Here is a 14,840-nt window from a genome sequence, read left to right on the forward strand (position 1 = left end):
ACGCTTTTTTTGTGTTCAAATTGTTCTTCATTGAATAAAACAACTATTGTACGAGTTTTAGTAGCGATGTCGCGTTATTAAAATTATGAATATTCAGATGGAAAGTTACATATTACACCACTTATAAAACGTGGCTGGAGTTAATAAGTTTTAACACAAATTATATGAAATTTTAATAAAATTAATAAAAAATTAATATACAAATATTTTAGAAATTAAAAGTTTTAAAAATACAAAACAGGATAATTATTATTATATCTTAATGTATTATGTTTTATTAATGATTTGAAAAGATATTAAAAGAATATTAATATTGAAGATGTATCCAATCGATAGGAGGTTTATTAAAATAGATGGAAACAAAATTATTGTCTTATGCACAAAATGAAATACTACAGATAGAACAGTACTATGAAAACACAAGTATTAACAACATTGCGGGAATTATGCACATGCGTAATGGTCTTGAATATGCAGAAATCAATGCAGCATTTAACGCATTGGTTGAAAGTCATGATAGTTTTCGACTGCAAGTTACACGACATGACGGTGAATATAAACAATATGTTACAGACTTTCAATATCATGACTATCCGTATTTAGATTTCTTCGAAGACGAAGTCGGTTACAATAAATGGCGTAATGAAACAGCGAGAAAAAATATCTTTGAGTTAGATGAACAGTTATTTAAATGCGTCTTACTTAGATTTCCAGAAGGTCATAATGGGCTATTTTTATTACAACACCATTTAATAAGTGATGGTTGGAGTATGACACTTGCTGTGAATTTTTTGATGCGAAAATTAGCAGGCAAAAATACAGATGAAGATGTACGTGCCTCGTATTTAGATACAATCGCAACTGAAACAAAATATGAACAATCTCCTCGTTTTAATAAAGATAAACAATTTTGGCTAGAAAAGCTTGAAAATTTTGAAAATAATACCCTCTTTGAAAAGACAACATTGGATAGTGCAGTAGGTAAGCGTCGTAGCTTTAGCTTATCAAACGCAGACACAAAACGAATTAAAGACTTTTGTGAAAATAATCAAATAAGTATTAGTAATTTATATTCCTCAGTGATGCTTATTTTAAAATATAAACAAACGTTGTCACACACAAATTCCGTTGGTTTACTCATACATAATAGAGATAGTAAAAAAGAAAAAATTTCTACTGGTGTCTATTCAAGAGTATTACCAATGATTGTGGAAGTCGACAAAGATCTATCAATCACAGAGTACTTAAATAAAATAAAACTAGAAACGTTTAATCTACTCAAACATAGAAAATATCCGTATGATTATATTGTCGAAGATAGCGGTAACAAAAAAGGTTTGTTGGATTGCTTCGTGTCTTTCCAAAATACACAATATAATGCGGAATTTATTGAAGATGGCTTTTCAGATGAATGGTTAGATTCGGGGACGAATAACGCACCGTTAAGTTTAAATATCAGTAATAGAAGTAGTAAAAATGGTTTGGATATTGATTATGATTACCAAATCGATGCTTTAAATGATCGAGAAGTATGCCAATTGCACGATACTATTCAAAATATTTTAAATAGTATGATAAATAATCCGGAACAAAAAATTAGTGATATTGAAATTGTGACACCGGAAGAAAAACAACAAATTTTACACACTTTTAATGACACTGCGAGAGCGTTAGATAATAATCAAACATTTGTAGAACGCTTTGAAAGACAAGTTGCACTAACACCAACGAAAACTGCCATCACTTATGAAGGTACGAGTTTATCATATAATGAGTTAAATGAACGTGCGAACCAGTTGGCAGTAAAATTACGTGATGCCAATATTAAACCGAATGATTTTGTAGGCATTATGACCAATCGACGTTTAGAAATGATGATTGGTATTTATGGCATTTTAAAAGCTGGAGGTGCTTATGTACCTATTGATCCGAATAATCCTAGTGAGCGTATTAATTATATTTTAGAGGACAGTCAACCTAAGGTGTTGTTAACGGATCGATCTATCGATGAGGCAATTACTTATAATGGACATATGATTGATTTAACAACGGATAGTACTTTATCGTCGCTACCAACAGAAAATTTACCCCATGTGACTCAAGTTTCAGACTTAATGTATGTCATTTATACATCTGGTACAACTGGGAAACCTAAAGGCGTGATGGTACCTTATAAAGGTGTAATCAATCGCTTGAATTGGATGATTGATGAGTTTAACGTAAGTGAACAAGAAAAAGTGTTGTTTAAAACACCATTTACATTTGATGTATCCGTTTGGGAAATTTTTGGTTGGGCTATGGTCGGAGGTCAAGCAGTGTTATTACCTTCAGGTGAAGAAAGTAATCCGGCAAAAATTACAAAACTTATTGAACAACATGATATTACGATGGTTCACTTTGTGCCATCAATGTTAAGTGTCTTTATTGATTTTATTAAAGCGTCTAACAATGTCGCAGCTATATCTTCAGTGAATAATGTTTTGGCGAGTGGTGAAGCGTTAAAAACTGAACACGTTAATCGTTTCAATGAGCGTATTGGTAGTCCTAATGAGACGTTGCTTATTGATTTATACGGCCCAACTGAAACATCTATAGAAGTTATTTATTACCCATGTCACGCCGATAAAATCTATGACACCATACCTATCGGTAAGCCCATTGCCAATATTCAAGCTTTAATTTTGAATGAAGATAATAATTTATTAGGTATTGGTGTAGCAGGCGAGCTGTGTATTGGTGGAGTTGGAGTCACAGATGGTTATTTAAAACGACCTGAATTAACAGCCGAACAATTTATCGATAATCCTTATGGTGAAGGTAAATTATATCGAACAGGCGATTTAGCTAAATGGAGCGAAGATGGCAATATAGAGTATATCGGACGTATCGATGAACAAGTAAAAATACGTGGTTATCGTATTGAGCTTGGGGAAATCGAAAGTTTATTACGACAAATGGATAATGTATCGGATGTTGCAGTAGTGGCCAAGCCAGTTCAAGGTTCTGAGTTGGCAATTTGTGCTTATTTGGCTTCTGAAGAGACACTTGATTTTAATAGTACTAAGTCACTTTTAGCGAAAAAGTTACCGGAATATATGATTCCGTCCTACATGATGCAATTAGAACAATTACCAGTAACAACTAATGGTAAATTAAATAAAAAAGCTTTGCCTGACATTAAAATAGAAACAAAAACGTATGTTGCACCATCGACGGATATGGAGGTTGAAATAGCCAAAACTTTTGCTCAAGTGTTGAATGTACCTCAAGTTAGTGTACAAGATAGTTTCTTTGAAATTGGTGGACATTCTTTAAGAGCTATTAGTGTAATTAATGATATAGAAAGTCGTATGGGTATACGATTACCATTAAAAGCTATCTTTGAACATCCAAGTGTAGCGCAATTAGCCACAGTCGTTGAAGCGCAAGCCAAAGAGGCAGTAGGACATGACATTCCACAAGCTACAGACAAACCTTATTATCTGACGTCATCACCACAAAAACGACTTTATGTGTTACATGAGATGACGGATAGTCCAACGGCTTATAATATGCCAAGTATGCTAGAAATACGTGGGGATGTCGATATCACACGTGTACAAGAGGTTTTCCAAACATTGGTTAATAGACATGAAGCGTTAAGAACACATTTTGAGACGATTGATGGTGAACCAGTACAAGTCATTGAAGAACAAGCGACGATTAGCGTAGATTACGAAGTAGCACATACTGAAGATTATGATAGTTTGTTGACGGCTTTTGTACGTCCATTTAATTTAGCACAAGCCCCGTTACTGAGAGTGAAAATCGTTAAATGTGCAGAACAGCGTTTTATTTTATTATTTGATATGCATCATATTATTTCCGATGGTTTATCAATTAATATTATCATCAAAGAATTCTCAGCACTTTATCAAGGTTATGCATTAGAAGAATTAAAAGTGCAATACAAAGATTATAGTGAATGGATGCACACACGTGATCTAACGAGTCAACGTACTTATTGGTTAGAACAATTTAAAGAGGAAGCACCCTTTTTAGATTTACCTTATGACCATGCTAGACCGAATAAACAAAATTTTGATGGGCGTTCTATTACAGTGCGTATGCCTGATGAAACACGTAGTGCTATTAGTCAGTTAGCGCAAACAACAGGCAGTACAGATTATATGATTTTACTAACGTCATTCATGGTATTATTACACAAATATAGTCGCCAAGAAGATGTTGTGATCGGTAGTCCAATTTCCGGACGTACACACAAAGATACTGAAAATATGTTAGGGATGTTTGTTAATACATTAGCTATGCGTGGTTATCCTGAACGTAATAAATCCTTTAACCAATTGTTGTCTGAAACGAAAGATGCATCTATAAAAGCGTTTGATAATCAGGAATATCCACTTGAAGCTTTAGTAGATGAAATTGTAGAAAAACGTGATTTAACGCGAAATCCGTTGTTTGATGTCTTATTTACGCTACAAAATAATGAACAACAAAAATTAGAAATCAATAATTGGGCGATTGAACCTAAGGCGGCTACACATACTGATGCGAAGTTTGATTTGAGTATGACTATAGAAGATGGTGAACACTATGATGTGTCATTAGAATATGCGAGTGAATTATTTGAAGAGGCAACGATTCAACGTATGCTTGGTCACTTCTTCGAAATTTTAGTTAATATCACGACAAATCCTGAACAAAAAATTAGTGACATTGACATAGTTACAGAGTCAGAAAAAACGACAATTTTTAATGATTTTAACGACACACAAGTTAACTTAAATAATACACAAACATTTGTCGAACGCTTTGAAGCACAAGTGGCGAAAACACCTGAACAAACTGCAATTATGTATGAAGGCGCAAGCTTAACGTATCGTGAATTAAACGAACGTGCGAATCAATTAGCGCGTGTGTTACGAGCACAAGGTGTAGTAGCAAATCATTTAGTTGGTTTAATGACAAACCGTCGTTTAGAAATGATGATTGGTATATACGGTATTTTGAAAGCTGGTGGTGCTTATGTACCAGTAGATCCTAACTATCCTAGTGATCGTGTGAATTATATTTTAGGAGATAGCCAACCGGACGTCTTATTAACAGATCATAATTTAGACGCTTCGATTGATTATGACCAACAAGTTATTAATTTAACAGATTCAGCCGTATATGAGAACCAAGCCAAAACAAATCTACCACATGCCACTGATGTGACAGACTTAATGTATGTCATTTATACGTCGGGCACAACAGGTAAGCCGAAAGGTGTAATGGTACCATACAAAGGTGTTATGAATCGCCTGAATTGGATGATAGATAAATATCACTTCAGTGCGCATGATACTGTGTTATTTAAAACACCATTTACGTTTGATGTGTCGGTATGGGAAATCTTTGGATGGGCAATGGTTGGCGGTCAAGCTGTACTACTACCTTCAGGTGAAGAAAGTAATCCGGAAAAAATTGCCGCACTCTTAGAACATCATCTCATTACAATGGTGCACTTTGTACCGTCAATGCTTGGGGTCTTTATCGACTTTATTAAAAATACGAATAAGCAACAAGCTATCGCTTCAGTTAATCACGTACTCGCAAGTGGTGAAGCGTTAAAACCAGAACAAGTAAATCAATTTAACACGATTATTGGTACACCAAATAATACTTTGTTACTTGATTTATATGGTCCGACAGAAGCATCAATTGAGGTTATTTATTACCCATGTCATGCTGGACAAACGTATGACACTATTCCAATCGGTAAGCCAATTGCTAACATTCAAGCATATATTATGAATGAAGATAATAACTTAATGGGGATCGGTGTTCCCGGCGAGTTATGTATCGGTGGTGTAGGTGTCACAGATGGTTATTTAAATAGACCTGATTTAACGCAAGAAAAATTTATAGATAATCCATTTGGTGAAGGTAAATTGTACCGTACCGGTGATTTAGCGAAGTGGAGTGCAGAAGGTAATGTTGAATATCTTGGACGTATTGACGAACAAGTAAAAATCCGTGGGTATCGTATTGAACTTGGTGAAATCGAAAGTACTTTAGGTCAAGTCGATGGGATTTCGGATGTGGCTGTCATCGCCAAAGCAGTCGTTGGTGACGAATTATCAATTTGTGCATATCTAGTGTCAGATGATGCGATTGATATAGAAACGATTAAAGCAACACTTGGACAAAAGCTACCAAGTTATATGGTACCGACTTTTATGACGCAACTTGAACAATTGCCTGTAACAGCCAATGGTAAATTAAATAAAAAAGCATTACCAGATATTAAAGTAGAAACAAAGGCTTATGTTGCACCAACAACACCAGAAGAAGCAAGTATCACTCAGGCTTTTGAAACTGTTTTACATTTAGAACAAGTCAGTGTATATGATGATTTCTTTGAAATTGGCGGACATTCATTAAAAGCAATAAGTGTAGTCAATGAAATTGAAAGTCATCTAGGGGTAAGACTGCCACTTAAAGCAATTTTTGAGAATCCTACTGCAGCCCAACTTGCAAAAGTAGTACTCAATAGTAGTGACAAAGCCCATACTCAAGCGATTGCTCCGGCTGAACATAAAGCACATTACTATGCATCATCACCACAAAAACGTTTATATGTGTTAAATGAAATGGTATCTGGTCAAACAGCATACAATATGCCGAGCATTTTAGAAATTCATGGGAACGTTGATGTAGAGCGTGTACAAGAGGCATTCCAAGCGTTAATTGACCGTCATGAATCATTACGCACACATTTCGAAGCGATTGATGGCGAGCCAGTACAAATTATTAATGAGCAAGCAGAAATCGCAGTGGATTATGAAGAAAATGCTAATCCTGATTATGATGCTTTATTAGAGGATTTTGTAAAACCATTTGATTTAGCGCAAGTACCATTGTTACGCGTGAAAATTGTGAAACAAGCAGAGCAGCATTATATTTTACTCTTTGATATGCACCATATTATTTCAGATGGTTTTTCTATTAATTTAATTATGAAAGAATTCTCTGCATTATATCAAAACCAAGCATTAACACCATTGACAGTACAATATAAAGATTATAGTGAGTGGATGCACAATCGCGATATGAGTGCACAACGTGCTTTCTGGTTAGCTCAATTTGAAGAAGAAGCACCAGTACTTGATTTGCCTTATGATCGTGCGCGTCCAAATAAACAAAGCTTTATTGGTGGGACAGTCTCAGTGGATGTGCCAGCGAAAATCACTCAAGACATCCATCAATTAGCACAAGAAACAGGTAGTACTGATTACATGATTTTATTATCATCGTTTATGGTGTTATTACACAAATATAGTCGTCAAGAAGATATCGTCATCGGTAGTCCAATTTCAGGACGGACACATAAGGATACTGAAAGTATGTTAGGAATGTTCGTTAATACGTTAGCAATGCGTGGCTATCCAACACGACAAAAAACATTTAATCAATTATTGGCCGAACTCAAAGAAACGTCGTTACAAGCATTTGATAATCAAGAGTATCCACTTGAAGCGTTGGTAGATGAAATTGTGGAAAACCGTGACTTAACACGTAATCCATTATTCGACGTACTATTCACACTACAAAATAATGACAAACAGAGCATAGACATTGAAGATTGGAACATTGAAACTAAAGAAGCAACAAACACCAATGCGAAATTTGATTTGAATATGACTATCGAAGAAGGCGACACGTATAAAGTATTATTAGAATACGGTAAAGAGTTGTTTGATGCTGAAACAGTGCAACGTATGCTCGGACATTACATGGAAATATTAAAAAATGTTACGCAAAATCCACAACTTAATATTGGAGAAATTGAAATTATTACCGCAGCAGAACAAACTGAAATCTTTGAAGTCTTTAATGATACGGCTGAATCGTTGAATAATTCGCAAACGTTTGTAGAACGCTTTGAAGCACAAGTGGCACAAACCCCACAACAGACGGCAATTACGTATGAAGGAGAAAGTTTAACGTATAGTGAGTTAAACTCAAGAGCGAATCAACTTGCATATCGTTTACGCGAATTAAGCGTACAGCCAGATGACCTTGTAGGTCTTATGACATATCGCCGTTTAGAGATGATGGTTGGTATTTTCGGTATTTTAAAAGCTGGTGGCGCTTATGTGCCAGTCGATCCAAATTATCCGGTTGAGCGTATCGAATTCATGTTAGAAGATAGTCAACCAGACGTCTTAATAACAGACCATACACTTAATAGTGAATTAGCTTATGATAATACTGTTATTGACCTATTAACTACAGATTTAACTACATTGCCGAAAGATAATTTACCGCATGTCACAGATGTGTCGAACCTTATGTATGTAATTTATACATCTGGTACAACAGGTAAACCTAAAGGTGTCCTTGTTCCATACGAAGGTGTCCTTAATCGCCTGAATTGGATGATTGATAAATATAATTTCGATGAAAGTGACATTATATTATTCAAAACACCATTTACATTCGACGTATCAGTGTGGGAAATTTTCAGTTGGGCAATGGTTGGTGGCCAAGCTGTACTACTTCCGAGTGGTGAAGAAGTGAATCCAGAGAAGATTATGAACTTAATTCATGATCATCATGTGACGATGGTTCACTTTGTGCCTTCAATGTTAGGTGGCTTTATCGATTACATTAAATCGACGGACAATGTGGCTAGTTTAGCATCATTAGAAACATTGTTAGCAACAGGTGAAGCGCTTAAACCTGTACTTGCAAATGAATTTAACACTGTAATTGGAAAAAGAAATGATACATTACTCGTCGACTTGTATGGACCAACAGAAGCATCGATTGAGATGTTACACTATCCTGTCCCTCATAGTAAGACACATGAAGTGATACCAATTGGTAATCCAATTGCAAACGTACACGCACATGTCATAAATGAAGATAATAAGTTGATGGGGATTGGTGTTCCGGGAGAACTGTGTATTAGCGGTATCGCTGTAACAAGAGGTTATTTAAATCGCCCTGAATTAACTGCTGAAAAATTCATTGATAATCCATTTGGCGACGGTAAACTTTACCGTACTGGTGACTTAGCAAAATGGCGTGGCGACGGAATGGTGGAATACTTAGGTCGTATGGATGAACAAGTGAAAATCCGTGGCTATCGTATTGAACTGGGAGAAATTGAAAGTGTCTTAGGTAAAATGAGTGCAATTACTAATGTTGCAGTTGTTGCTAAACCAATGGCTGGTTCTGATTTAGCACTATGTGCGTATCTCGTTGCCGAAGAAACATTAGATTTTGAAGCTATTAAAGTAGCATTAAATCAGCAATTACCAGAATATATGGTGCCAGCTTATATGATGCAATTAGATGCGCTACCAGTAACAGTAAATGGTAAGTTGAATAAGAAATCATTACCAGAAATCGAAGTCGAAAGTGCTACTTATATTGAACCAAGCAATGATATGGAAACTACAGTCGCTGAAGCGTTTGAAACAGTATTGGACAGAGAACGCGTGAGCATTCAGGACAGTTTCTTTGAAATTGGCGGAGATTCAATTAAAGCTATTAAATTAACGTCGCTACTCTCTAAATCATATAATATTTCTATTAAAGATATTTTCGAATTACAGACCGTTGAAAGTATTAGTAAAGCATTAATCGAACGTGCAGATACTAATATTATGGCTAAATTGAGTGCTTTAAAAGAAGTAACAGTAGAGCATGAACATCGTTTCAGTAGCGACTTTATGAATGAAGTAAATGACTACAAAGAGAAAAGTGCTCAGCAATATCAAGCTATTGATAAAACAGCGGTTAAACGAGATAAAAAAGTATTGTTAACAGGTGCTACAGGGTACTTTGGTATTCATGTCTTAAAAGATTTACTTGCGCGCACAGATTTTACTATTTATGTCATGGTGCGTAATAGTAATGAGTTAAGTGGTGAATCAAAACTTAACAATAATTGGCAGTATTACTTCAATGCTCAATTGAATTCAGCAGATACTAGTCGTATTCATTTAGTGGAGGGTAATATTGAAGCGGATGGCCTAGGTTTTGCAACGCAAACTTATGATTATTTAGCAAACAACATCGATATTATTATTAATGCTGCAGCTAATGTTAATCACTTTGCCACGGAAGCTTCGTCTTATGACACGAATGTTAATGCAATAAATAATATAGTTGATTTTGCCAAAGACCAAAAACTAAAAGAAATCCATCATATGTCAACGATGTCTATTGCTTCTGGTCATATCGAAGACAAAAAACAAGTGACGTTCTCGGAAGATGATATTGATTTAGGCCAAAAACCGAATAACGTATATTTAGATGGGAAAATTGAAGCTGAAAAACGCTTAGTAGCATATCGTGACGAAGGTGTAGAAACGAATATTTACCGTTTAGGTAATTTACAATGTGACTCTGAAACAGGTATTTTCCAAAAAAATGAAGAAAATAATGCCTTTTATAGTATTATCAAATCATTTAAAAAGTTACAAAAATTCCCTAACTTAGCACATGATGATGTTGATTTCACACCTGTTGATCAAGCAGCACAAGCGTGCAACAAGTTGATTTTGAATAATCAACTACGCAACGAAACGCACCATATTTATAACAATCAATTATTATCATTGAAAACATTGATGGACGTCTATAACGACAACAATCATCGTATCGATGATATTCAGTGGAATGACTTTATGGATTACTTGATGCAGTGTATCGAACAAGGTGTAATGAGTGATGAAATCAATGACTTCTTATTACACACTGGTATTTTAGATAATACATTGTTTAACAAATCACATTTTGAAATCTTAGATTATAAAACAAACTTCGTGTTAGAACGATTAGATTTCCAATGGAAACCAACTAGTACAGAGACATTAGAGAAAATGATTAACCATCCTAAAAATAATTTTTAACAGTTAGGTAAGTGTTTAATAGTTGTACCATTTAACATGCGATGATCACACTGAAGATTTGGGTTACGTGTCGTTGTAATCATTTATGTAAGAGCATGCCGGAATTCACCAGTTGGATTCTGAGATGCTCTTGCATTTACATAATTTACTTAATGGGATGTGTCAGCATGGACGTAACAATTTACGTATTGAACACGAGTAATGCCGAGTATCAACATAAACAATATCAGCGATGGTACTCTCAACAATTTAAGCACTTTTGTATTGCTCAACATACAGGTTGTAATATGAAAGATATTACTTTGCATCGAGGCGAATATGGTAAACCGTTAATCACTACACCATCCCAATACTACTTTAATACTTCCCATACTAGTGGTTATTCTGTATGTATTGTGAGTGATTATAATGTTGGTGTAGATATCGAGAAAATAGCACCCATTGATTTATCAATTCCAGATAAATATTTTGCTGTAGAAGAAGCCCACTATATTAGAGCAGGTCGCATTGAGCAACAATTACTACGATTTTATGAACTCTGGACATTAAAAGAATGTTATTTAAAGTTAATTGGTACAGGATTGTATAAATCATTAGATTCATTTGCGATTGTGCCAGGCCATAACAACTATAGTATCAAAGATGATATGGCAACTCGGCCTGATCAACTATCAGTCTTTTCTCGGCAATTTAATAGAGATTATAGGTTGTCTATCATTATGGACACAGCAACAGCTAGCACTTTAAATGTCGAAATAACAAATATCACGCCAACATTTAACAAAGATTTTATACTTTAAGGGGTTGAGTATATGGTAAAAACAACATTATTTTGTATTCCATTTGCAGGAGGCAATAAGTCATTATATTATCCATTGAAGGATAAACTCCCAAGTGATATCATCTTAAAACCCTTAGAATTACCTGGTCGAGGTGAACGGTCAATAGAAGAACCATTAGAAGAAATTGAAGATATGGTGGATGATTTAGTAAAACAAATCATGCAAGAACGACCGGAAAAATTTATCATATTGGGTTATAGTTTAGGGACAATTTTAGCTTACGAAATATATTTTAAACTTTCAGAAATAGGTTATACGGCACCACAACATATGATTTTATGTGCATGTGAGCCAATAGGTTATACAGAGCGCAATAATAACATTGAGCATATGAATGATCTAGAATTTAAACGCTTCATCCAAAATAAAGGTGGGACACCGGAAGAAGTGCTAAATCATGAGGAGTTATGGGATTTAGTGAAGCCATCACTAAAAAATGACTTTTTAGCTATTGATAATTACCACAATAGTCAACATGAAGACAAAGTAGAGACGACATTGTCTGTATTTGTCGGTGAAAACGATGATATAGCAACTGACACTGTCTATAAATGGTCGGAATTGACGGAAGCCGCAGTAGATTACAAATTTTTCCATGGGGACCACTTCTTTATTAATAATTCGTATGATCAACTGAGCGAGGAAATTAAAGCGCTTATTAATTAACTTCGCATTGATAAATGTAATTACCATAAAAATCTACTATCATTTATATTTTCCAATACAACGTATTGACAAATGACAGGCTATTTTATATTATTGATAGTGCACATATACACACACACAAGATTTTGCCGATACTTCACACATATCTATAAAAAATCTTTTAATAATAATAGAAATGATAACTAACAATCACAACACACACATAGTGATTGATAAACATTCTAATAATTGAGCGTATAAAAAACAAATTATCGTAAAAGGAGGCAGTTAACCATGGCAGGTGGACCAAGAAGAGGCGGACGTCGTCGTAAAAAAGTTTGTTATTTCACAGCAAATGGTATTACACACATCGACTATAAAGACACAGAATTATTAAAACGTTTTATTTCTGAGCGTGGTAAAATTTTACCTCGTCGTGTAACAGGCACTTCAGCTAAATATCAACGTATGTTGACTATCGCTATCAAACGTGCTCGTCATATGGCATTATTACCATATGTTAAAGAAGAACAATAATAAATATTGTATCTGCAAAACCCTCTAGTAAACAGACTAGAGGGTTTTTTGTGTTTTATTTGGAGATTTTATCTATTACATCATTGTTGGATAAGTCTAATATAAAATCCGAATGTTTTAATAAATCGTTATTTATTTTTTTGGTGCCTATTTTAACTAGTTTAATTTGAATACCATCTCTTCTTGCTTGTTTTAATGCAGGGATAAAATCAGCATCTCCAGTAACCATATATATTCTATCTACTATATTGTTATTTGATAGCCAGGCAACATCTAAACCAATCTTTATATCTACACCTTTTTGTTGGAAATCAGGTGTGAAATCATCATCAGTTAACTTTGAAGTGTCTTTAATTATACCTTTTCTAATTTTTTCTAGAACTGGATTTTTTAGTTTCCAACCTCTAAAGAAAGTGTCCCCAAGCCTCATAGCAACAAAATCTTTGTTTGATAATTCGGTGATAAGGTTACTGGAATATTTATTAATTTGAGATTCTGAAAAATTTATTTTATCTTTTGAAATGGGTTTGTCTACAGTTTGTTTATTTGGGCTACCTTGATAATAAAAAATTCTAAAAAGTTCTTCGTCATTTGAATTAATAAGATTAGTTAAAAAATTATATTGATCTTCTAGGTTTGGATATTGTGTAGAAGATTGTGCATCTCTTATTCTATGTAATAAAAATTGTCCATCAACTATTATTGCTACTTTTTTCATGACTATCCCCTTTTATAAAAAAAGCCCTGCCCAAGTATATTAAATGGCAGAGCTACAGGTATTTTAGTATTTTTATAGGTCTGTATTCGTGACCTTATGCTAAATATAATACATCCCAGTTTAAATATAGTCAATTCTAACTATCAATCTTTTCTAACTTCTTTATCATATCCCTACGGTATCATTATCTTCTTTATTATCATTTCCAATTAGTGAACTGTCCAAAATTTGGAAACCATTCTTGAGTACATATGCGTAACAACTCACAGGTGATATAATAATGAAGTCGCCTATTCCTCAGGCGTCAAGTTGACGTAGAGAGGAGGTGTATAAAGTGATACTTATTTTCGTTCACATCATAGGGCCAGTCATTAGTGGCTGTGCCATCGCGTACTTTACTTATTGGCTAAGTAAACGCAATAAAAACTAGGCGACCTTAAGCCACACCAACAAAAATCCCCTCACTATGACAGTAGTGAGGGGATTGGTGTATAAGTGAATACTTATTTTCGTTACGCATATTATAACACCATAGTGAATGGGAATGCAAAAATAGTTAACTGAGATATTTCTGTATTTCTTAATTAGCCTTATACCTAATATGATTTTGTTTCTTTTTCACTACAATTACTCTTCTTAGTTAAGATTTTCTTTGATAAGTACATATAAGCAGTTAACATTAGAAAAGCTACAAAGAAAATAGTAATAGCAAGTGCAATTGTGAAGTTATTAATAAACTTAACTATAACTATCAAAACAAAACCAATAGATATAAAATCAATAAAACTATGTATTTGAACTTTTCCTTTTTTATAATGCTTAGGAATATCTTCTTCAAAACCAAAATAAATATTGATTAGTATATCGTATGTAGCTTTCATTGAAGTACCAAAGAATAATGTTGCTAGTGTTAATACTAAAGGGTTCATATATTCCGCATCATTAGGTAAATTATCTATGTAATTATAAACAAAAAAATATAATAGATATAGTATAGTTTTCACCTATCTTATCTCTTAACATTTAACTATAGAGTATACTCCCAATGTAAATAGGACTATACAAAAAGTAACAACACCTGCAATTATTATAACACTTGATGTGAAGAGCCCTAGAAAGAAAAATGATTTATTACAATGTATTAGTAGAATAAAAATTTTGTACTGGCACTTTAATAAATCTATA

Annotated in this window: 7 protein-coding genes; 5 read left to right on the forward strand and 2 right to left on the reverse strand. The window is 34.1% G+C overall.

All coding sequences use genetic code 11. The features are described 5' to 3' along the window. The first annotated feature begins 353 nt into the window (after positions 1-353). From JVU85_RS06860 to rpsR, 4 genes are all read left to right on the forward strand, one after another. Entirely contained in the window at positions 354-10,913 is a 10,560-nt protein-coding gene (locus tag JVU85_RS06860) for a non-ribosomal peptide synthetase (protein WP_204172188.1), read from the forward strand. 167 nt (positions 10,914-11,080) lie between these two features. Then, the gene (locus tag JVU85_RS06865; protein ID WP_002509647.1) at positions 11,081-11,713 is read left to right on the forward strand and encodes a 4'-phosphopantetheinyl transferase family protein; all 633 of its coding nucleotides are present in this window, start codon (positions 11,081-11,083) and stop codon (positions 11,711-11,713) included. Positions 11,714-11,725: 12 nt separating this feature from the next. Continuing rightward, positions 11,726-12,421, forward strand: a complete 696-nt coding sequence (locus tag JVU85_RS06870) for a thioesterase II family protein (RefSeq protein ID WP_204172189.1) — start codon at positions 11,726-11,728, stop codon at positions 12,419-12,421. A gap of 273 nt (positions 12,422-12,694) precedes the next feature. Continuing rightward, positions 12,695-12,937 carry a 30S ribosomal protein S18 gene (rpsR, locus tag JVU85_RS06875; RefSeq protein WP_002464877.1) on the forward strand — a complete coding sequence of 81 codons (243 nt, stop codon included), beginning with the start codon at positions 12,695-12,697 and terminating at the stop codon, positions 12,935-12,937. Between the two features lie 55 nt (positions 12,938-12,992). Here rpsR and JVU85_RS06880 read toward each other — a convergent pair whose 3' ends face one another. Then, the gene (locus tag JVU85_RS06880) at positions 12,993-13,655 is read right to left on the reverse strand and encodes an NYN domain-containing protein (protein ID WP_021459358.1); all 663 of its coding nucleotides are present in this window, start codon (positions 13,653-13,655) and stop codon (positions 12,993-12,995) included. A gap of 334 nt (positions 13,656-13,989) precedes the next feature. Here JVU85_RS06880 and JVU85_RS06885 point away from each other — a divergent pair, with 334 nt between their 5' ends. Next, the gene (locus tag JVU85_RS06885; protein ID WP_107373825.1) at positions 13,990-14,085 is read left to right on the forward strand and encodes a type I toxin-antitoxin system Fst family toxin; all 96 of its coding nucleotides are present in this window, start codon (positions 13,990-13,992) and stop codon (positions 14,083-14,085) included. A 166-nt stretch (positions 14,086-14,251) separates the two neighbouring features. On the opposite strand, the gene JVU85_RS06890 is transcribed toward JVU85_RS06885, so the two are convergent. Further along, positions 14,252-14,584 carry a hypothetical protein gene (locus tag JVU85_RS06890; protein WP_204172190.1) on the reverse strand — a complete coding sequence of 111 codons (333 nt, stop codon included), beginning with the start codon at positions 14,582-14,584 and terminating at the stop codon, positions 14,252-14,254. Between the last annotated feature and the right edge of the window lie 256 nt (positions 14,585-14,840).

This window comes from Staphylococcus sp. GDY8P72P (assembly GCF_016890655.1).
Taxonomy (GTDB): domain Bacteria; phylum Bacillota; class Bacilli; order Staphylococcales; family Staphylococcaceae; genus Staphylococcus; species Staphylococcus arlettae.